Origin of the sequence: Microtetraspora malaysiensis (assembly GCF_050947145.1) — a bacterium.
Classification (GTDB): Bacteria; Actinomycetota; Actinomycetes; order Streptosporangiales; family Streptosporangiaceae; genus Microtetraspora_A; species Microtetraspora_A malaysiensis.
In genome coordinates this window covers 8687363-8707597 of sequence record NZ_CP191998.1, presented here as the reverse complement: position 1 = coordinate 8707597, position 20235 = coordinate 8687363, and the positions used below count along the sequence as shown (strand labels likewise).

At 70.1% G+C, this 20235-nt stretch carries 17 protein-coding genes; 9 read left to right on the top strand and 8 right to left on the bottom strand.

Translation table 11 applies throughout. From position 1 onward, the window contains the following. Positions 1–4: 4 nt before the first annotated feature. A complete protein-coding gene (locus ACQP1V_RS40595) occupies positions 5–661 on the top strand; it encodes a TMEM175 family protein (RefSeq protein ID WP_433416620.1) in 657 nt (218 codons plus the stop codon). Here ACQP1V_RS40595 and ACQP1V_RS40590 read toward each other — a convergent pair. From ACQP1V_RS40590 to ACQP1V_RS40565, 6 genes are all read right to left on the bottom strand, one after another. Beyond that, a complete protein-coding gene (locus ACQP1V_RS40590; protein ID WP_433416617.1) occupies positions 627–1898 on the bottom strand; it encodes an RNA polymerase sigma factor in 1272 nt (423 codons plus the stop codon). The genes ACQP1V_RS40595 and ACQP1V_RS40590 overlap by 35 nt on opposite strands. Positions 1899–1948: 50 nt before the next feature. Continuing rightward, the gene (locus ACQP1V_RS40585; RefSeq protein ID WP_433416614.1) at positions 1949–2299 is read right to left on the bottom strand and encodes a YciI family protein; all 351 of its coding nucleotides are present in this window, start codon (positions 2297–2299) and stop codon (positions 1949–1951) included. Further along, a complete protein-coding gene (locus ACQP1V_RS40580; protein WP_433416611.1) occupies positions 2299–3036 on the bottom strand; it encodes an SRPBCC family protein in 738 nt (245 codons plus the stop codon). The genes ACQP1V_RS40585 and ACQP1V_RS40580 overlap by 1 nt, the downstream gene beginning before the upstream one ends. A gap of 361 nt (positions 3037–3397) precedes the next feature. Beyond that, positions 3398–3586, bottom strand: coding sequence for a hypothetical protein (locus ACQP1V_RS40575; RefSeq protein WP_387409078.1), 189 nt, complete (start codon positions 3584–3586; stop codon positions 3398–3400). A 124-nt stretch (positions 3587–3710) separates the two neighbouring features. Then, positions 3711–5009: a hypothetical protein gene (locus ACQP1V_RS40570; RefSeq protein WP_433416608.1), complete on the bottom strand. Its 1299-nt coding sequence runs from the start codon at positions 5007–5009 to the stop codon at positions 3711–3713. 86 nt (positions 5010–5095) lie between these two features. Then, positions 5096–6712 (bottom strand): dolichyl-phosphate-mannose--protein mannosyltransferase, encoded by a 1617-nt coding sequence (locus tag ACQP1V_RS40565; protein WP_433416605.1) that lies wholly within the window; start codon positions 6710–6712, stop codon positions 5096–5098. Between the two features lie 87 nt (positions 6713–6799). Here ACQP1V_RS40565 and rsmI point away from each other — a divergent pair, with 87 nt between their 5' ends. Then, positions 6800–7636 carry a 16S rRNA (cytidine(1402)-2'-O)-methyltransferase gene (rsmI, locus tag ACQP1V_RS40560; protein ID WP_433416602.1) on the top strand — a complete coding sequence of 279 codons (837 nt, stop codon included), beginning with the start codon at positions 6800–6802 and terminating at the stop codon, positions 7634–7636. A gap of 19 nt (positions 7637–7655) precedes the next feature. Here the strand turns inward: rsmI and ACQP1V_RS40555 are convergent, their stop codons facing one another. Further along, a complete protein-coding gene (locus tag ACQP1V_RS40555; RefSeq protein ID WP_433416599.1) occupies positions 7656–9059 on the bottom strand; it encodes a hypothetical protein in 1404 nt (467 codons plus the stop codon). A 168-nt stretch (positions 9060–9227) separates the two neighbouring features. Here ACQP1V_RS40555 and ACQP1V_RS40550 point away from each other — a divergent pair, with 168 nt between their 5' ends. From ACQP1V_RS40550 to ACQP1V_RS40520, 7 genes are all read left to right on the top strand, one after another. After that, a complete protein-coding gene (locus ACQP1V_RS40550) occupies positions 9228–10472 on the top strand; it encodes a glycosyltransferase (RefSeq protein WP_067135290.1) in 1245 nt (414 codons plus the stop codon). Between the two features lie 133 nt (positions 10473–10605). After that, positions 10606–12198: a methionine--tRNA ligase gene (metG, locus tag ACQP1V_RS40545; protein ID WP_433416596.1), complete on the top strand. Its 1593-nt coding sequence runs from the start codon at positions 10606–10608 to the stop codon at positions 12196–12198. A gap of 20 nt (positions 12199–12218) precedes the next feature. Continuing rightward, complete coding sequence (locus ACQP1V_RS40540) at positions 12219–13076, top strand: TatD family hydrolase (RefSeq protein ID WP_433416593.1); 858 nt, start codon at positions 12219–12221, stop codon at positions 13074–13076. Between the two features lie 13 nt (positions 13077–13089). After that, complete coding sequence (gene rsmA, locus ACQP1V_RS40535) at positions 13090–13938, top strand: 16S rRNA (adenine(1518)-N(6)/adenine(1519)-N(6))-dimethyltransferase RsmA (protein WP_433416590.1); 849 nt, start codon at positions 13090–13092, stop codon at positions 13936–13938. A 50-nt stretch (positions 13939–13988) separates the two neighbouring features. Then, entirely contained in the window at positions 13989–14930 is a 942-nt protein-coding gene (locus ACQP1V_RS40530; RefSeq protein WP_433416587.1) for a 4-(cytidine 5'-diphospho)-2-C-methyl-D-erythritol kinase, read from the top strand. Positions 14931–15353: 423 nt separating this feature from the next. Then, the gene (locus tag ACQP1V_RS40525) at positions 15354–15986 is read left to right on the top strand and encodes a LysE family translocator (RefSeq protein WP_433416584.1); all 633 of its coding nucleotides are present in this window, start codon (positions 15354–15356) and stop codon (positions 15984–15986) included. A 77-nt stretch (positions 15987–16063) separates the two neighbouring features. Beyond that, complete coding sequence (locus ACQP1V_RS40520) at positions 16064–17911, top strand: ABC-F family ATP-binding cassette domain-containing protein (protein ID WP_433416581.1); 1848 nt, start codon at positions 16064–16066, stop codon at positions 17909–17911. A 200-nt stretch (positions 17912–18111) separates the two neighbouring features. On the opposite strand, the gene ACQP1V_RS40515 is transcribed toward ACQP1V_RS40520, so the two are convergent. Then, on the bottom strand, positions 18112–19815 hold the full coding sequence (locus ACQP1V_RS40515) for a hypothetical protein (protein WP_433416578.1): 1704 nt from the start codon (positions 19813–19815) through the stop codon (positions 18112–18114). Between the last annotated feature and the right edge of the window lie 420 nt (positions 19816–20235).

Here is a 20235-nt window from a genome sequence, read left to right as displayed (position 1 = left end):
CGTGATGACTTCGCCAGCGTCGCGTCCCGGGCTCACACGTGAGCGTGTCAGTGCCTTCGCCGACGCCATCCTGGCGATCGCGATCACACTTCTCGCGCTGGAGCTGCCCCGGCCCGAGGCCGAGGACTTCCGGGATCTGGGCGGGTTCCTCGGGGGCCACGTAAGCGCGTTCGTGGCGTTCGCCGTCGCCTTCCTGATGCTGTGGTCCATCTGGCGGGTGCACCACTCCCTGTTCGACCAGCTCGACCGACTGTCACCGGCAGTGCTCTTATTGCATCTCCCGATGCTCCTCCTGGTGGTTCTCCTGCCGTACGCGACCTCGATCTTCGGAGAGGCGAGCGCGCTGGCGGAAGACGCCACGGCAGGGCATGCGCTGGCGGTGGCCATGTTCGCCGGCACCGAGGCCGTTCTGCTTCTGTGCCAGGGAGTCATGATCGTTCTTGCGCTCAGGCAGCGTCTCCATCGACCGGACGCCGATGTGGACCGCCTGGCTACCAACGCCTGGGTCTACCTGGGGATCGGGATCTTCTGGGTCTTGACCGCCGTCATGACCGCCTGGTCCGCCGAGCTGGTCCCGTTCCTGTGGCTGGCGACCCCGCTCATCGGCGTCGGCATAGCCAGGGCCGTCAGGATTCGGCGCACCCTCGCGGCCCGTTCCTGACGGCAGGTGAGTCCGCACGCGGTGTCGCGACGGGCTTCGGCTGACCGCTGATGTGCGCGACCGTTCCGGTCGATCTGATGCGTTCGGTGAGGAAGTCCTGCTCGGCGGCGTTGCCGGTGAGTGCCAGGGCGGCCCGGTAGGCCTGGACCGCCTCGGCGTCGCGGCCGAGGCGGTGCAACAGATCCGCCTTCACGGCGTGGAGGTAGCGGTATCCGGCCAGCCGCCCGCCCTGTTCGATCGATTCGACCTCGGCCAGCGCGGCCTTCGGCCCGTGCACCATCGACACCGCCACCGCGCGGTTGAGTGCGACGACGGGTGAGGGCCAGATCCGCAGCAGCTCGTCGTAGAGAGTCAGGATCTGCGGCCAGTCGGTCCGCTCGTAGTCAGGGGCCTGGGCGTGCAGGGCCGCGATCGCGGCCTCCAGAGTGAACCGTCCGGGCGGCCCGGCGGTGAGCGCGGCGATCACGAGCCGGTCCGCCTCGGCGATCATCGCCCGGTCCCAGGCCGAGCGGTCCTGCTCCCGCAGGCGCAGCAGCCGGCCGTGGGCGTCGGTCCGGGTGGCGCGGCGCGCATGCTGGACCAGCAGCAGCGCGAGCAGTCCGGTCACCTCGCGGTCGGCGGGCAACAGGAGCCGCAGCATGCGCGCCAGGTCGAGCGCGCGCTCGGTCAGATCGTCGCGGACGAGGTCCGCTCCTGAATGGGCGGTGTGCCCGGCCGCGTAAAGCAGGTGGATGACGGTGAGCACCGCGTCGACGCGCTCGGACAGGTCGCCTTCGGACGGCACGACGTACGGGATGCGCGCGGCGGAGATCTTCTTCTTGGCCCGGGTGAGGCGGGCGGCCATCGTCGCCTCCGGCACCAGGAAGGCATGCGCGATGTCGGCGGTCGCCAGACCGCAGACCAGGCGCAGCGTGAGCGCGATGCGCGCCTCCTCGGCCAGTGCCGGGTGGCAGCAGGTGAAGATCAGCCGAAGCCGGTCATCGGGGATCGCTTCGCCGTCCGCCTCGGGCATCCCGACCTCCTCGCGTTCGAGCAGCAGCGGCAGCTTGGCCTGCAGCGTCCGCCGGCGGCGCATGGCGTTGAGCGCGTTCCGCCGGGCGACCGTGGTCAGCCACGCGCTGGGCCGGAAGGGCACGCCATCGGGTCCCCACGCTTGCAGGGCCTGGACGTAGGCGTCCTGGACGGCTTCCTCCGCGGCGTCGAGGTCGCGGGTGACCCGCACCGTCGCGGCGAGCACGTAGGCCCACTCACGACGGTGCGCGTCGGCGACCGCCCGCTCGACAGGGGTCAGCGCTCCTCCACGACGTCGAAGCCGATCAGCGGCCTGATCTCGACACCACCGTTCATGATCGGTGTCAGCTGGGCCAGCGTCAGCGCGTGATCGAGGTCGCGCGCCTCCAGGACGAAGATCCCGGCCAGCGCCTCCTTGGTCTCGATGAAGGGACCGTCCGTCACCAGGTCGCCGCGGATCGAGGTCGCCGTACCTGACTGCTCCAGGGCCAACCCGGCGACGATCCGGCCGCCTCGCTCGGCGACCCGCGCCGGCAGTTCCTCATGGGCCCGCATGACCTCCGGCGGGATGTCGGTCACGCCACCGGGCGTCTCGCGCTCGTAGATGAGCACCGCGTACTGCGCCATCACACCTGCTCCTCGCTCGTGAACACCTCTTCCAGCCACGCGCCCCACCCTTGCCGGGCCGCCGCCGCGTCGGCGTCCCCGGCGAACAGGTGGTGCGCCACGCCGACCGGCCACCCCCACGCGTCCCGGCCGTAGAAACGGTAGAGCGCGTCAGCGGACCGTACGCCGAGGAAGACCGGGGTGGCGTAATCGACCACACCTTCGATCGGCTTGAGACCGGCCGGCGTCAACCTCACCTCGTCGCCCACTTCTACCCGGTCGGAGACGCCCAACGCCCGGCGCGCCTTCGCGAAGCCCCCGGACGCGGAGGCCTCGGGCGCGTCGGCCGTGAAGTAGACCGCGTCGCGCCCGCCGAAGTGGCGCAGGTACTCGCCCAGCGAGTGATAGTAGAACGTCGTGTGCTGCCGGCAGGAGTCGAGTTCCTTGTCGTAGTCGCCGGTGATGACGCCCCTGTGGGTGAAGCTCAGCACGGTGCCCGTCCTCGCGGGCCGGAGCCGGTAGTCCAGCTCGTTGACCTCGCCGTCGCCCAACTCGGCCCGCGTGGTGAAACGCCGGGGCGGCTCCCAGACGCTCACCGTGCCGCCGCCCCTCGTCAGCCCTCGCTCGGCCCCGCCGGCCCAGGGCTCGTACTCGATCTCCCAATACCAACCAGCGGTGTGCCGGGTGAACGCCTCCCACACCACCTGCGGGCTCGCGGGTAGCTCGCCCTCCCACTCCACCGTGAACGGCTGGCCCATCTTCCCCTCCGATGTCGCTGTCCCGGCCCACCTCGGGCCGGACTCTCATCACCTACGACACGCAGGGGGGCCGGAAATCGACAACGGCGCGGAAATTCGTGCCGGAGATCCACCATCGCCAGGTCGCCCCGGCTCCGCGGCATCAAGGACCCGTGACCGCGATCAAACGCCGACCGCGTTCGTGGATCCGCACGGGCTCGGCCATCGGGGCCGGCGTGACATGACCGGCCGGATCAGGCGCCTCGCACCGCGGCGCGCCGCACGATCCGCGCCACCGGAGGAGATGTCCCAGGTGGCCCGCGGGATCGTCCGGCGCGTCCCGCGATGCGGAGGTGAGGGACGCCTCAGCCGGCTATACCGGCTAGTTCTCCCGGCCGCGTGTCTCCCGTTCGAGCCGGGCCAGATCAGACTCCATCCGCCTGATCACCCGCTGGTAGCCGTCCCATCCGTACGTCCTGATCAGTTGGGCCTTCACCCTGCGGGTCTCCTCCGCGACCATCTCCGGGCTCCGCTGCTTCAAGCCGAGCAAGGGATGGTGGGGGCGGTTCATGATGGCGATGTCCTTCCATGGCAGCGACAACGTCGTACCTATCCAGGACGCGCCGGGCGGCGAATCGGGTGACCGCCACCCGAACCTGAAGAAAACCTGGAAGAAAACCTGGAGAAAACGCCGATCAGCCCATGCCGGCGTACTGCCGCGGCCGCAGCGCCTGCGAGCGCAGCGCGGCGAGCGCGGCCGCCCGGCCCACCGTCGTGAGCTGCCACGGCTCCCGCCACGAGCAGCTGGTACGCAGATCGAGCGCGTCGAGCCGGCGCTGCAGCTCGCCCAGCGGGGCGGACAGGTCGAGCGGCGCCACCTTGGATCCCGTGGCCGAGCGCCAGCCCTCGCCGTTGACGACCTCCAGGATCCGGTCCCGCAGCTCCTCGTACGGCAGGGCCGCGCCGTCGGCGAGCAGCATCAGAGCCGCCTCGCGGACCGAGATCTCGAAGTCGTGCTCGCCCTTGGCCGGGAGCAGCAGCGTGGACGTCGCCGCCGCCCACAGGTTCTCCGGTCGCTGGACCAGCCCGCGCCCCGGCGAGGTGAGCACCAGCTTCCTCCCCGTACGGCGCAGCGCCCGCAGGTCGTGGACGGCGATCTCCCTGAGCGTGGTCAACGTCGGCACGTCGGCCTCACCGCGGACCGAGCCGGTGGTCATGGCGTCCCAGCCGAACCTGTCCAGCGACTCCGTCACCATGGCACGGGACACGTTGAACTTCTCGGTCAGCTTCACGCCCTCGACCGCCATGCCGAGCAGCCACCACAGCGGTTCCAGGTACGGCTCGGCCGGCATCGGGATGGCCGCGTGCAGCCGCACCTCGAAGGGCTGGGCCAGCTCGCGGCGGGCGTTCCCCCGGCCGAGGACCCAGCGGTTCAGCCGCTCGCCGTGGACCCGGTGCAGCCAGCAGTCGCCGCCGAGCTCGGGCCGGGGCGAGGTCAGCCAGCGCCGGGTCAGCGCCTCGCGGCCGACCGGCTCGCCCGACATGATCGCCAGTTCGAGCGCGGCCGCGCAGGCGACGTGCGCGCCCAGCTCCTCGGGCCCCATGATCGAGCTCCAGGCCAGCTCGGGGACGTCCGGCGGCAGCACACCGGTGGCCTCGAGCGCCTCCTGGTAGGCCGCGGTCCCGGCCTCCTCGCCGTCCTGGGCGTACGCCTGCAGGATCTCGGTGGTCGCCGGTGAGTCACACAGCGCGGCGTAGCGGTTCATGCCGCCCAGCCGCAGCAGCCGTCCGAGCGCCCGCGCGATCACCGGGCGGTCGCCCGTGATCTTGACCGGCAGGGTGTACCAGAGGAACTCGCACACGTCGAGCTGGCTGATCGTCTCCAGCGCCTCACCGCCCGTCAGCCACTCGACGGCGACACGGGCCGGCTCTGCGGCCTCCGGCTCGGAGCGCTCCAGCTCGGCGAGGAGCGCCGCCACGTCAGGTGCGGGCATGACTCGCAGTCTGCCGTATTGCGCCCATCGTCCGCGACGACCCATGGTCACTCGCCGCCATCCCCTCGGACCAACCATATGAGGGCCTAGATCCAGCCCTTCGAGCCGCGGATGAGCATGCGGGCGAGCCAGTCGGTGTACGGGATCACCTCGGCGGCGATCACGGGGTAGAGCCAGGCGAAGTTCGCCAGCGCGAGCAGCGCGAAGACACCGACGCCCACCGACCCGGCCAGCCGCCGCCACTGTGGCGCGGCCGCCGGTCCCAGGATCAGTCCGCAGGCCAGCACGATCGCGAGGATCATGAACGGGACCACCGGGATCATGTAGTACAGGAACATCGTCCGGTGGTCGGCGATCGCGTAGTAGAACCACGGCAGCCAGCCCACGGCGTACGACAGCAGGACCGCGCCGGCTCGCCAGTCGCGGGTCGCCACGTACCAGGCGATCATGCCGATCAGCGCGGCGAGCCCGCCGTACCAGATGATCGGGGTGCCGGTGCCGAGGATCGCCTGGGAGCAGCTGTCGGCGCCGCAGCCCTTCGGCGACTCGTAGAAGAACGCCACCGGGCGCAGCAGCAGCGGCCAGCTCCACGGCTCGGACTTGTAGTTGTGCGTCTGGTCCAGGGACGTGTGCGAGCTCAGGGTCTGCACCTGGTAGGAGATCCAGGAGCGCAGCGAGTCGAACGCGAAGAAGAAGGGGTTCCCCTGCGACGTGGCCTGGTCCCAGTGCCGGTTCCAGCCCTTGTCGGTGAAGAACCAGCCCGCGAACGAGACGATGTACACCACCCCGGGCACCACGGCCGTCCACGCGGCGGCGAGCGGCAGCTCCCGCTTGAGCGTCTCGACGTACGGCCGGTCCAGCCCGATCGCGCGGCGCGCGCCCGCGTCCCACATCAGCGTCATGATGGCGAAGGCGACGATGAAGAAGACCGTCGTCCACTTGGTCGCCAGGCCCGCGCCGAGGCACAGCCCGGCCGCGAGCCGCCATGGACGCCACCCGAGCCGGGGGCCGATGTCGAGCGAGGCGGCGGACTCGCGCCACTCGACCAGTGCCTGCCGCGCCTGGTCCCGGTCGACGACCAGGCAGGCGAAGCCGGCCAGGATCCAGAACATCAGGAAGATGTCCAGCAGCGCCGAGCGGGACAGCACGAAGTGCAGGGCGTCGAGGGAGAGCAGGAGCCCGGCCAGGCAGCCGAGCAGGGTGGACCGGGTCATCCGGCGGGCGACCCGGGCGATGATGAAGATCGACAGCGATCCGATCAGCGCGGCGGCGAACCGCCAGCCGAAGGGGTTCAACCCGAAGATCGCCTCACCGGCGCCGATCATCCACTTGCCGAGCGGCGGGTGCACCACGTACGCGGCGCAATCGCTGACCTGCGCACAAGTCTTGAAGATGCCCGTCTTGCCGGCGACCATCAGGTCGTTGGCGTTGTCGACGAACGACCGCTCGGTGCCGAACTTGATCGTCGCGTACGCGTCCTTGGCGTAGTACGTCTCGTCGAAGACGACCGCGTTGGGCGTCCCGAGACGATAAAAACGCAGGAACGCTCCGAACGCCGCCACGATCAACGGCCCGAGCCAGCCCCACAGAGGGCTGCCGGGCATCGGCGGCACCAGCCGCTCCCGCAGGGACACCGGCGCCGCGGCATCCCGATCGGATTCGGGCTGCTCGAACGCCTGATGTGAGAAGTCGGTCACGGCCACCTGGACAGACTACTGTCGAGTCCTCGTGGTGACCATGAAGTTCGGGTCTATTACCGGCATCCAACTCTTCAATGATGAACCTTTCATATGGTGGGAAACGTGCTAATTCTGGCGGGAGCTCCGATCGGCCAAGTGGGGGACGCGTCCCCCCGACTGCGGGAGGCCCTGGAGACGGCCGGTGTGATCGCCGCCGAGGACACGCGCCGGCTCCGGCGGCTCGCGTCCGACCTGGGCGTGACCCTGACCGGGCGGGTGGTCTCCTACTACGACGCCAACGAGGCCGCGCGGTCCAAGGAGCTGCTCGATGAACTGCTCCAGGGTGTGACCGTCCTCGTGATCACCGACGCGGGGATGCCCGGCGTGTCCGACCCCGGATACCGGCTCACCCGGCTCGCCGTGGAGGCGGGCGTCCGCGTCACCGCGCTGCCCGGCCCGTCCGCCGTCACCACCGCCCTCGCGATCTCCGGACTGCCCAGCGACCGGTTCTGCTTCGAGGGCTTCCCACCGCGCAAGCAGGGGGAGCGCGCCCGCCGCCTGGAGAGCCTGGCCCGCGAGGAGCGCACCATGGTGTTCTTCGAGGCGCCGCACCGCCTGCACGCCTGCCTGGCCGCCATGGCCGAGGCGTTCGGCCCCGACCGCCCCGCCGCCGTCTGCCGCGAGCTCACCAAGACCTACGAGGAGGTACGCCGGGGGCCGCTGGCCGAGTTGGCCGACTGGGCCGCGGGCGAGGTCAGGGGAGAGATCACCCTCGTCGTCGCCGGGTACGCCCCCGAGGCCACCGAGCCGGACATCGACGACCTCGCCGAGGAGGTCGCCCGGCGCGAGGACGCGGGCGTCTCCCGCAAGCAGGCCATCGCGGACGTCGCGAAGGCCGCCGGCGTCCCCAAGCGCGACCTCTACAATCGCGTCCACGGCATTACGTGATCGCCGCGCCGCCGCGGGGTCACGAGGCGGGTTCGGGCCTCCTGCGCGGCAGCCGCAGGTGGCGCAGCGAGATCGCCGCCGCGAGGCACGCGACCGGTACGGCCGGCAGCAGGTAGCGGTAGTCGAACTCCGCCGTCGCGGCCGGGGCCAGGATCATCCCCACCGCGGCGAGCCAGGGCAGCAGCACCGGCCCGCCGAGCCTGCGCCATCGGACCGCCACGCCGTACAGGCCGGCGAGCAGCAGCAGGCCGAGCACCGTGCCGGGCAGCCGCACGACCTTCTGGTAGCCGATCATGATGTCGGACCACGGCTTGACCTCGCGGGTGGCCGCCGGGCCGTTCTCGTACCGCTCGGCGTCCTTGTCCGTCGTGCCCTTGTACGACGTCCAGGTGGGCAGCTTCTGCGTGTAGTAGTTGCCGAACTGGTACTGCAGGTACGTCTTGGCGTCCGGGAACAGCGGGCGCCCCCAGCCGAAGGCGCGGAAGAAGTCCTTGCCCACGGCGGCGAGGTAGTCCCCCGGCTGCGCGAGGATCGCCTTCTTGGCGAACGCGCTCGCGTTGGCGTTGATCTCCGGGGTGAACTTCATGCCCGAGCCGAAGACGTGGAGCTGGTTCTGGTCGTCCCACCACAGGTACGCCTGCGCCGTACGGCCCCGCTCGGCGGGCGGCGTGTTGATGCACAGGAGGGCGAGCTCCAGCTCGTCGCGCTTGTCGAGCTTCATCTTGTGGCAGTCGGCGAAGAGGGCGGTCCGCATGTAGAGGATCACCCCGTCGCTGTTGGTCATCGCGAACTGCCCGTTGACCGCCTTGAACCACCCCATGTACGCCAGGACGGGCAGCGCGCAGACCGCGATCACCGCCGAGATCGGCTTCCACCCGGCCCGCTTGATCAGCAGGTAGGCCACGACCAGGGCGAGGATCGGCAGGCCGATGCTGCGGGTCAGCGCGGTCAGCGCGAGCAGCGCCCCGACCGCGACGCCCACCGGCCAGGACATCTTCCTGTGCCACAGGACGAGCGTGACCGCCGCCGTCACCAGCAGCGTGAACATCGCGTCCGACATGACGAGCTGTTCGAGCTGGATCTGGTACGCGTCGAACAGCACGGGCACGGCCGCGAGCGTCGCCCCCCAACCCGGCAGGCCGAACTTCCTGGTCAGCAGCAGGTAGATCAGCAGGCCGGAGGCCAGGCCCATCAGGTGCTGGGTGAACACCACGAACGCGAAGCTGTGCAGCGGTTGGAGCAGCAGGAGCCAGAACCCGTAACCGTCCGGGCGGATCGAGTGCGGGCGTGGGTGCAACGCCACCGAGACGTAGTCGAAGGAGTCGTTGAACCACATGGCCGGGCCGAAACCGACCATGGTGACGACGCGCAGGAGCGCCCCGAGCCCGAGGGCCACCGCGAACACCCGGTGGCGGACGAGCACGGCCAGAAGGCGCTTCCACCTGCTAACAGGGGGGGCGTCTAATGACGAAGGCTCCGCAACCGCGACCATGGGTACAGAATGCCAGCCGTTTCGGAGACTTGCCCCGGGCACCTCCGGACAGAGGGCATCATGTTAGGGCGATCACAAATGTAGACGAAGGGTTGCGACGTGGAACTGACCGTAGTCATGCCCTGCCTCAATGAGGCCGAGACCGTCGAGACCTGCGTACGCAAAGCCCTCGCCTGCATGCGTGAGAACGGCATTGACGGCGAGGTGGTGATCGCCGACAACGGCAGCACCGACGGGTCGCAGCAGCTCGCCCGCGACGCCGGAGCCCGTGTGGTCCACGTCGACGCCAAGGGGTACGGCAACGCCCTCATGGGCGGCATCCGCGCCGCGCGCGGCAAGTACGTGATCATGGGCGATGCCGACGACTCGTACGATTTCACGAACCTGATGCCGTTCGTCGAGCAGTTGCGGAACGGCGGCGAGCTGGTCATGGGCAACCGCTTCAAGGGCGGGATCGCCCCCGGCGCGATGCCGCCGCTGCACCGCTACCTCGGCAACCCCGTCCTGTCGTTCATCGGGCGGCTGTTCTTCCCCAGCGCCATCGGCGACTTCCACTGCGGGCTGCGCGGTTTCCGGCGCGACTCGATCCTGCGGCTCGGCCTGCAGACCGGCGGCATGGAGTTCGCGTCCGAGATGGTGGTGAAGGCCACCCTGCAGGGGCTCGACGTCCGCGAGGTGCCGACGACGCTGTCGCCGGACGGCCGCTCCCGCCCGCCGCACCTGCGCTCCTGGCGGGACGGCTGGCGCCACCTGCGCTTCCTGCTGCTCTACAGCCCGCGCTGGCTGTTCTTCATCCCCGGCCTGGTGCTCACCGCCATCGGCCTGATCATGGGCGCCGCGCTGACGTTCGGCCCCGTCTACATCGGCAAGCTCGCCTTCGACGTCGACACCCTGGTCGGGGCCTCCGCCATGGTGGTGATCGGCTTCCAGGCGGTGCTGTTCGCCCTGTTCACCAAGGTGTACGCCGCCGAGGAGGGCTTCCTGCCGGAGGACAGGCGGGTCCGCAAGCTCGTGGACATCGTCAGCCTGGAGAAGGGCCTCGTCGCGGGCGGCCTGCTCGCCCTCGCCGGTCTCGTCGGCCTGGTCGCGTCGCTGGCCCACTGGGGTGGCAGGGGCTTCGGAGAGCTGATCCCGGCCGAGTCGCTGCGCCTGGTCGTGCCGTCCGCGACCGCGCTCGTGATGAGCTTCCAGACCATCTTCGCGTCGCTGTTCATCAGCATCCTGGGCATCCGCCGCTCGAAGGAGACCCCGGTGGACATCGCCGCCTCCGCCGCCGAGGAGGCCGCCGAGGCCGTCAGCCGCGAGTCCTCCGAGCCCGCCGCGAAGCCCACCGCCCACTCCTGAACGACGTGCCCCGAACGGGACCGGCCCGCGGAGTCGATCGCGACTCCCGGGCACGTCCCGAGGCCGTAGCCGACCGAACAGGCCCGTCGAATATTTGAGGGAGGCATCGTCGAGGGGCCGATAGGATTTCGGCATGGCGGCTACAGGATCGAATACATCTGAGGAGTCGGCGTTCTACGTCTCGACGCCGATCTACTACGTCAACGACGCTCCTCACCTGGGCCACGCCTATACGACCGTCGCAGGCGACGTGCTCACCCGCTGGCATCGCCAGCGCGGCGAGAAGGTGTGGTACCTCACCGGCACGGACGAGCACGGTCAGAAGATCATGCGCACCGCCGAGACGAACGGCGTGTCCCCTCAGGAGTGGTGCGACAAGCTCGTCCAGGACGCCTGGAAGCCGCTCTGGGAGCACCTCGAGATCGCCAACGACGACTTCATCCGCACCACCGAGCCGCGCCACACCGAGCGCGTGCAGGAGTTCGTGCAGGATCTCTACGACAAGGGCGAGATCTACTGCGGCGGCTACAAGGGGCCCTACTGCGTCGGCTGCGAGGAATACAAGGCGCCCGGCGATCTGCTCGACGGCGACCTGTGCCCCATCCACAAGCGGCCCGTCGAGTGGCTCGAAGAGGAGAACTACTTCTTCCGCCTCTCCGCGTACGGCCCGCGGCTGCTGGATTTCTATGAGCAGAACCCCGGCTTCATCCAGCCCGCGTCCGCGCGCAACGAGGTCCTCCAGTTCGTACGTCAGGGCCTGCAGGACCTCTCGATCTCCCGCTCCACCTTCGACTGGGGCATCCCGATCCCCTGGGACTCCAAGCACGTCATCTACGTCTGGGTCGACGCGCTGCTCAACTACGTCTCCGCCGTGGGATACGGCTCCGACCAGGCGAAGTTCGACTCCACCTGGCCGGCCGACGTGCACCTCGTCGGTAAGGACATCCTGCGGTTCCACGCGGTGATCTGGCCGGCCATGCTGATGGCGAACGGCCTGCCGCTGCCGGGCAGGGTCTTCGCGAACGGCTGGCTGATGGTCGGCGGCGAGAAGATGAGCAAGTCCAACCTGACGGGCATCTCGCCGCGCCAGCTGACCGAGCACTTCGGCGTCGACGCGTACCGCTACTACTTCCTGCGGGCGATCCCGTTCGGCCAGGACGGCTCGTTCTCCTGGGAGGACTTCTCCGCCCGCTACACCTCCGAGCTCGCCAACGACTTCGGAAACCTGGCGTCCCGGGTCGCGGCCATGGTCGGCAAGTACTACGACGGCACCCTGCCGGAAGCCACGGACGCGGGCGCGGCGGAGCAGGCGGTCGCCGAGGGCCTCGCCCGGGCGGTCGCCCAGGCCGACACCATGATCGGTGACAACCTCGACTTCGCGGGCGGCATCGGCGCGATCTTCGACTTCACCAGGCAGGTCAACGGCTACCTCTCGGAGCAGGCGCCGTGGAAGGTCGCCAAGGACGAGTCGCCGGAGGGCCGGGCCCGACTGGGCACCATCCTCTACACGGCCGCCGAGTCCCTGCGGGCCGTCGCCGTCCTGCTCAACCCGATCATGCCCGGCACCGCCGAGAAGCTGTGGGCGTCCCTCGGCGCGGAGCCGCACCTCGGCCCGCTCGCCGAGCAGCGGATCGCCGACGCCGGTACCTGGGGCCGGCTGCCGGCCGGCGCCGATGTCGTCAAGGGCGAGATCCTCTTCCCGCGCCTTGAGGAGGTCAAGAGCTGACGGGCGGTAGGTTGACGGATATGTCCCGAGAGCTTCCCGTGCTGCCTGAGCCGCTGCCCGCTGAGGTGTTCGACAGCCACTGTCACCTCGACATCATGGTGGGCGACCGCAGGGCGTCCTCGGGCGACCAGGTCGCGCTCGCCGCGCAGGCGGCGGGCGCGTCGGTCGAGGCCATCCTGGCCGACGCCCGCCTGGTCGGGGTGACCCGGCTGGTGACCATCGGGTACGACCTGCGCTCGTCCCACTGGGGCGCCGAGGTCGCCGCGCGGCACGCCGACGTCTACGCGGGAGTGGCGATCCACCCCAACGAGGCCCACGCGGCCACGCCGGAGACGCTCGCCGAGATCGAGGAGCTGGCGCGGCTGCCGCACGTGCGGGCCGTGGGGGAGACCGGGCTCGACTACTTCCGCGACCGGGCCTCCCGGGACGACCAGCACGCGAGCTTCCGCGCGCACATCGAGATCGCCAAGCGCACCGGCAAGGCGCTGGTCATCCACGACCGCGACGCCCACGACGACGTGCTCGGCGTGCTGGCCGACCAGGGCGCGCCGGACGTCGTGGTCTTCCACAGCTTCTCCGGTGACGGTGAGATGGCCAAGAAATGCGCCGACGCCGGCTATTTCATGTCGTTCTCCGGGCCGGTGACGTACAAGAACGCGGAATATCTCCGTGAAGCGGCCCGGGTGGCGCCCGCCGAGCTCATCCTCGTGGAGACCGACGCGCCCTACCTTCCGCCCACCCCGCACCGAGGCAAGCCGAACGCGCCCTACCTCATCCCGCTGACCCTGCGGTGCCTGGCCGAGGTCAAGGGCGTGGACGTCACCGACCTCGCCGGCACCATCATGACCAACGGCGAAGCCGCCTTCGGCGCGTGGTGAGGAAACGGACATCATGAGCCTGCTCGGCCCTGTTGAGGTGCGCGCGCTCGCGGAGAAGCTGGGCATCCGGCCGACCAAGAAGCTCGGGCAGAACTTCGTCATCGACGGCGGCACCGTCCGCCGCATCGTCCGCGTCGCCGAGGTGACCCCGGACGACGTGGCCATCGAGATCGGGCCGGGGCTCGGCTCGCTCACCCTCGCCCTCCTCCCCGAGGTGGCCCAGGTCGTGGCGGTCGAGATCGACCCGGCGCTCGCCACCCAGCTCCCCCTGACCGTCGCCCAGATGGACCCCGAGCACGCCGACCGGCTCACCGTCGTCCACGCCGACGCGTTGAAGGTCGGCGCGGACGACCTGCCCGTGCTGCCCACCGCGTTGGTGGCCAACCTGCCGTACAACGTGTCGGTGCCGGTGCTGCTGCACCTGCTGGAGATCCTGCCGTCCCTGCGCCGCGGGCTCGTCATGGTGCAGGCCGAGGTCGCCGACCGCCTCGCCGCCACCCCCGGGTCGCGCATCTACGGCGTTCCCTCGCTCAAGGCCGCCTGGTACGCCGACGTGCGCCGCGCCGGGCCGGTGGGCCGCAACGTCTTCTGGCCTGCGCCCAACGTCGACTCCGGCCTGGTCTCCCTGGTACGACGCGACCCGCCGGAGACGTCCGCCACCCGCAGGGAGGTCTTCGCGGCCGTGGACGCCGCCTTCGCGCAGCGCCGCAAGACGCTCCGGGCCGCCCTGGCCTCCTGGGCCGGTACGGCCGCCGCCGCCGAGGAGGCGCTGGTCAGGGCGGGCGTCGAGCCGTCCGCGCGCGGGGAGCAACTCGGCATCGCCGATTTCGCCCGCATCGCCGAAAACCGCCCGCGCCGCTAGGCGGCGCGACGGGGCAAAGGCTGACGGGAGGGGCACTAGGCTCGGCTGCTGTGACTGCTACGCAGAGGGTGACGGTGCGCGTCCCGGCCAAGGTCAACCTGCAGCTCGCCGTCGGGCCGCTGCGTGACGACGGCTACCACGACCTGGTGAACGTCTTCCACGCCGTCTCGCTCTTCGACGAGGTGACGGCGACCGAGCCCGGAGCCGCCGGCGCGTTCACCGTACGCGTCGAGGGCGAGGCCGCCTCCCAGGTGCCCGCGGACGCCACCAACCTCGCGATCCGCGCCGCCGAGGCCCTCGCCAAGCACGCCGGGCAGATCGGAGCCGACGGACGTCCGTACGGCGTGGACCTGCTGATCCGCAAGGCGATCCCGGTCGCGGGCGGCATGGCCGGAGGCAGCGCCGACGCGGCGGCCGCCCTCCTCGCCTGCGACGCCCTCTGGGGGCTCGGCCTGTCCCGCGAGGAGCTCATGGAGATCGGCGCGGGCATCGGCAGCGACGTGCCGTTCGCCCTCCTCGGCGGCACGGTCGTCGGCACCGGGCGCGGCGAGCGGCTCACCCCCGTCCCGGCGACCGGGGCGTTCCACTGGGTGTTCGCTCTGGCCGACGGCGGCCTGTCCACTCCCCGGGTGTACGGCGAGTGCGACCGCATCAGGGCCGAAGCGGGCGAGGAGGTCGCGTGGCCGTCCGCCGACGAGGCCCTCATGGCCGCCCTGCGGGACGGGGACGCCCGCGCGCTCGGCGCCGCCCTCGCGAACGACCTGCAACCCGCCGCGCTCGCGCTCCGTCCGTCGCTCGCCCGGACGCTCGACGTCGGCCGGGACGCCGGGGCCCTGGGGGCGCTCGTCTCCGGTTCCGGGCCCACCTGCGCCTTCCTGGCCGCGTCCGCCGGCCATGCCCGCGAGCTCTCGGAGGCGCTGACCTCCGCCGGTGTGTGCCGTGCCGCCGTCACCGCGGACGGGCCCGTCCCCGGCGCCGAGATCGTCGCGTAGGGGCCGCCCGTACCACCCCGGATCTCCGGCGGCGCCGGGAGCGGGGCATGGGGCCGAGGCCGTTCCGCGAGACGGCCCTGACCTGGACGCTCTGTCCGGGGTTCGTCGCACGGCTCCGCGCGGAGGGCCGCCAGTGTTAACGTGATCTTCATGCATCGGCTTTCGCGCGTGGTGTTCTGGTGGCCGGAAAGGGAACGGCCATAGCGCACGCGTGATCAGGGCCGTCTCGGAGATCGGCCCGCCACCTCTCGGTTCTGGACCGGCTTCCGCGGCCCCAACCCGACAGGAGGATCCCCCGATGTCCGACCCCACTTCTCTGGCCCAGGCTGCCATGATCGCCGCTTTCGCCGATCGTGAACCGGCCGGGCACCGAGCCGGTGCTTCCTCTCGGGCCGCCGGCGACGGCCAGGACGGAGAGCGCTGATGGTGACCGCGGGACAGGTGATCGCGTTCGCGGCGGTGATACAGCTCGGCGCCATGTCTCCCGGCCCCGACTTCGCTGTCGTCGTACGGCAGGCGGCCGTCTCCGGACGGCGGGGCGGGATGGCGGCGGCGCTCGGCGTGGCCGGCGGTGTGTTCGTGTGGGCCGCCGCTGCCGCCCTCGGCGTGGCGGCCCTGCTGGCCGCGTCGGCGACCGCTTTCACGATCACGAAGATCACAGGTGCCGCATACCTGCTCTATCTGGGCGCAAGATCGCTGCAGGCGGCGTACCGGGGTTCCGAAGCGCCGCTGGAGATGACGACAGAAGCGGTCGCCGGCGGCATTCCCGACGGATTCCGTCGCGGACTGCTGTGTAACCTGCTCAATCCGAAGGCGGCGGCGTTCTTCGTCGCGTTGATGCCGCAGTTCCTCGGGAACCACCCGGCGACCGCCGACACTCTTGTGCTCTCGGCGATCGCCGTGCTGGTCACCGCGATCTGGTTCGTCGTCCTGGCCAACGTGGTCGGCTCGCTCCGCGCGTTCTTCACCCGGCGACGGGTCCGCCGCGCCCTCGACGCCGGCAGCGGAGCGGTGCTGATCGGACTGGGAGTGCGTCTGGCCGCCACCTCCACCTGAGCGCGCCACCCCCTCCGCTCGGGACGGCGGGCTCAGGCGTACGAGGGATTTTGGGGAATCGGTAGGCTGGGCAGGCGATGAATCTGGTCAACCTTGAATCGGTCTCCCACGCCTTCGGGCCCAAGCCACTGCTCACCGACGTCACGCTCGGCATCGGGCAGGGCGACCGGGTCGGCGTCGTCGGACGCAACGGTGGCGGCAAGTCCACGCTGATTTCGATCATCGCAGGGGAGCTGAAACCCGACAGCGGACGCGTCACGCACAACCGCGGCCTGCGCGTCGGCCTGCTGTCCCAGCGGGACGACTTCGACCCCGCGGTGCCGGTCGGCGACCTCGTGCTGTCCGGCCGGGCCGAGCACGAGTGGGCCGGCGACGCCACGATCAGGGAGATCCTCGCCAACCTGCTCGGCGACATCGACCTGACGACGCAGGCCGGCGCGCTGTCGGGCGGCGAGCGGCGGCGCACCGCCCTCGCGAAACTGCTCATCGACGAGCACGAGCTGATCATCCTCGACGAGCCGACGAACCACCTCGACATCGAGGCCATCGCCTGGCTCGCCGGGCACCTCGCCCAGCGCAAGTCGGCGCTGCTCGTCGTCACGCACGACCGGTGGTTCCTCGACGCGGTCGCCACCCGGACCTGGGAGGTCGTGGACGCCTCTGTCGAGCGCTACGAAGGCGGCTACGCCGCGTACGTGCTGGCCAAGGCCGAGCGCGCCCGCATCGCGCAGGCCGCCGAGGAGCGCCGCCAGAACCTCATGCGCAAGGAGATCGCCTGGCTGCGGCGCGGCCCGCCGGCCCGGACGTCCAAGCCCAAGTTCCGCATCAACGCCGCCGAGGCGCTGATCGCGAATGAGCCGCCGGCCCGCGAGACCGTCGAACTGATGAAGTTCGCCTCCGCGCGGCTCGGCAAGACCGTCTACGACCTGGAGGACGTGACCCTGCACGCCGGAGGGCCCGGCGCGGGTCCGGTCGTGCTCGACCACTCCACCTTCCAGTTCGGTCCCGGCGACCGCATCGGCCTGATCGGCGTCAACGGCTCGGGCAAGTCGTCCGTCCTGCGCCTGCTGTCCGGCTCCGTCACGCCCGACTCCGGCCGGATGGTCCGCGGCAAGACCGTACGGCTCGCGCACCTCTCCCAGGAGCTGGCCGAGCTCGACCCGTCCCGCCGCGTGCTGGAGACCGTCGAAGAGATCCGTAAGTACATCCAGGTCGGCAAGAAGGAATGGTCGGCCTCGCAGCTCCTCGAGCGCCTCGGCTTCAAGGGCGAGGCGCAGTGGAAGGTCATCGGAGACCTGTCCGGCGGCGAACGCCGCCGCCTGCAGCTCCTGCGGCTGATCATGGACGAGCCGAACGTGCTGCTCCTCGACGAGCCGACCAACGACCTCGACATCGAGACGCTCACCGAGCTGGAAGACCTGCTCGACGGATGGCCGGGCACGCTGGTCGTGGTCAGCCACGACCGCTACTTCCTTGAGCGGGTGTCCGACCGCTGTGTCGCCCTCCTCGGTGACGGCAAGCTCTCCATGCTGCCCGGCGGCGTCGACGAATACCTCGCGCGGCGTGCCACCGGCGGCGCCCTGTCCGCCCGTGCCGCGTCCTCGGGTACGGCGCCGGCTGGGCAGGCCGTACCGGCCGGGGCGGGCGCGGCGTCGGAGACGGCCGCCGACGGCTCCACCGGGGCTGCCGCTTCCGGAGGGTTGTCGGCCAAGGAGCAGCGCGAGCTGCAGAAGGAGCTGGGGCGGCTGGAGCGGCAGCTCGACCGGCTCGGCGAGCGCGAGGCGAAGCTGCACGCGCAGATGGCCGAGGCCGCGAGCGACTTCGAGCGTCTCGGCGCGCTGGACGCCGAGCTGCGCGAGGTCGCCACGCAGAAGGACGAGGTCGAGCTCGAATGGCTCGACCTCGCCGCCCGCCTCGACAGCTGACGAAACCGACCCCCGGTCCTCGTTCCCGCCTGCTCCGCTCACTGGGCAAGGCGGCGAAGCCGATCAGGCAGGGGCGGTGGTGAATCCCTTGAACGTGGCAGCGGGGAGACGCGAAAAAGGGGCCCGGCTGGCTGCCAGGCCCCTTTCCCGTCGCGGAGGGGTGCTGAGGTGTTACCTCAGCTCAGATCGTTGACAAATGGTCAGACGATCTTGCCGGACCAGAGGTTGGCCGCGGCCTTGTAGACGCCGTAGGTCTCACCGTCGAAGTACGGGGAGAAGCTGGTGTCGATGCGGCCGTTCTTGTCGGTGTCGGCCAGGCCGCTGGTCACACCGTTCAGGTAGCCGACCCGGCGGGCGCTCTGGTAGTTGAGCAGCCAGGAGGAGCCGATGGCGCCCTCACCGGTGAACGGCGACTTGATGCCCTGCAGCTCCTCGCCCTTGACCTCGGGAACCTGGACAGCGAAGGTCTTGCCGTAGCTGTACTTGAGGGTCTTGCCGGTGAAGGCGTTGTTGCCGTCCGGGTGCTGCCCGCTCGGGTAGCCGAACACGAAGACGGGCTTGCCGAGCTTCTGGTTGTAGGCCAGACCCTGCCCGCCGACGTTGTCGCCGAGGCGGCCGACGTCCTTGAGGCCGATCGCGAGCTTCTTGCCAACGATCTTGTAGCCGCGCACGCCCTGCTGCTGCTTGGTGGCCCAGAAGGTCCGCTTGAAGTACGTGTACTCGTGACGGCCGTGGCGGTCCGTGGCTGCCGGGGTGGTCGTAGCGGCCGGAGCCGGGGTGGAGGTCTCGGCCGGGGTGCTCGTAGCGGTCGGAGCCGGGGTGGAGGTCTCGGCCGGGGCGCTCGTAGCGGTCGGAGCCGGGGCGGAGGTCTCGGACGGAGTGGGACGCTCAACCTTCTTGCGGAAGTACAGCGTGCTGCCGTCGTCGCTGACGTACGAGTCCCGGTAGGAGCGGTAGTCGCTCTTGCCGATCTCGACCGCGGCGTCGGCGCCGGTGCCCTCGGCCCACGGGCCGTTGCCGGTGAGGTCCTTGCCCGGGTTCAGCTTGGCGAACTCGGACACGCTGACGGCGACCTTGTAGCCACGGTCGTGGTCGCGGCCACGGCGGTAGTCACGCCCGTGGTGGTCGCCACGGCCGTGGTGGTCGCCACGGACCTCGACGATCTTGAGGTCGGACCAGCCGGTGCTCTTGTCCTCCTGGAGCCTCCGCAGCTCCTTCTCCGCCTCGGCGCGGGTGCGGAAGACCTTCGACTCGTAGTTGCGGTCGGCGCTCACGCTCTCCGGCAGGACGCCGTTGTAGACGGTCACGAACGCGTAGTCGCGGTCGCCGTCCTCGTAGACGTCGTAGTCGTAGTGCGTGAAGGCCTGCTTGCCGACGTAGATGCCCCACGGGGTCTTCGCCTGGTAGTAACCCGGGATGAAGACCCACTTGTCGAGGGTGGCCTTGTTGGACTCGGTGTCGTACACGCAGTGGCCGGCGGTGGCGACCAGGTTGCGGTAGCCGGACTGCACCGAGGTCGCGGTGCACCAGTGCGGACGGCCGTCGCCGCCGATGAAGAACACCTTGCCCGAGGTCTTGGGCAGGTTGACGTTCTTCGACTTGGACGCCGTCTTCTTCTCGTCGCCAATGGCCGGCACGACGCCCGGCTTCGTGTCGGCCGACGGACCGCCGGTCGAGACGTGCTTGGCGTTGACCACCTTGGTCTCAACGCCGTAGGGGGTGGCGTTGATCAGGTTGGCCTTGGCCTCGCCGTACCAGAACGCGGCGACTTCCTGGGCAGCCAGGTTGGTGTTCGCCAGGGTGTCGCTGGACACGGTGTTGGTCGCCTGAGCCGGAGTGGCCAGGCCGGCGGCCAGAAGGCCGGCGGTGGCAACGAGGCCACCGAAAGCGAGAGAGCGCTTCAAGGGTTCTACTCCTTGGTCTGTCGTGGGACGCCGTCTGCGTCCCATGCGTCAGTAAAGGGATGACCAAGAAACTACCTAAGTGATTGCTGTGAGGGAAGTCGAATGAAAAGTGTGAGATCGGTGGAACCGATACGAGTGGTCGGTACGTCCTAGATATCCCGGAGGCTTTCCGATCCGTTTCTGCTGATCAACATGCGGATCCGAGACCAAGCGGCAAGTAGGCCAGGTGGATCGATCCACCCGCCGAATGTGACATGAATCACAGTTTGGGAACGGGCCTTTTCGTGTCCGGGGCGTCACGACGGCGACACGCTTGAGTGGTTCGTCTGATTTACGGGGATATGCGGCGAAAGCTGGGTGAGTCTTGCCTGGTTCCGGATTCGGGACTGCTGTGGCCGGCCTACGGGAGGGTGGCCGCTC

Coding starts and splice junctions, on each gene's coding strand:
- ACQP1V_RS40595 (WP_433416620.1), top strand. CDS start 5: ATGACTTCGCCAGCGTCGCGTCCCGGGCTCACACGTGAGCGTGTCAGT.
- ACQP1V_RS40585 (WP_433416614.1), bottom strand. CDS start 2,299: ATGGCGCAGTACGCGGTGCTCATCTACGAGCGCGAGACGCCCGGTGGC.
- ACQP1V_RS40580 (WP_433416611.1), bottom strand. CDS start 3,036: ATGGGCCAGCCGTTCACGGTGGAGTGGGAGGGCGAGCTACCCGCGAGC.
- ACQP1V_RS40575 (WP_387409078.1), bottom strand. CDS start 3,586: ATGAACCGCCCCCACCATCCCTTGCTCGGCTTGAAGCAGCGGAGCCCG.
- ACQP1V_RS40570 (WP_433416608.1), bottom strand. CDS start 5,009: ATGCCCGCACCTGACGTGGCGGCGCTCCTCGCCGAGCTGGAGCGCTCC.
- rsmI (WP_433416602.1), top strand. CDS start 6,800: ATGGTGGGAAACGTGCTAATTCTGGCGGGAGCTCCGATCGGCCAAGTG.
- metG (WP_433416596.1), top strand. CDS start 10,606: ATGGCGGCTACAGGATCGAATACATCTGAGGAGTCGGCGTTCTACGTC.
- ACQP1V_RS40540 (WP_433416593.1), top strand. CDS start 12,219: ATGTCCCGAGAGCTTCCCGTGCTGCCTGAGCCGCTGCCCGCTGAGGTG.
- rsmA (WP_433416590.1), top strand. CDS start 13,090: ATGAGCCTGCTCGGCCCTGTTGAGGTGCGCGCGCTCGCGGAGAAGCTG.
- ACQP1V_RS40525 (WP_433416584.1), top strand. CDS start 15,354: ATGGTGACCGCGGGACAGGTGATCGCGTTCGCGGCGGTGATACAGCTC.
- ACQP1V_RS40520 (WP_433416581.1), top strand. CDS start 16,064: ATGAATCTGGTCAACCTTGAATCGGTCTCCCACGCCTTCGGGCCCAAG.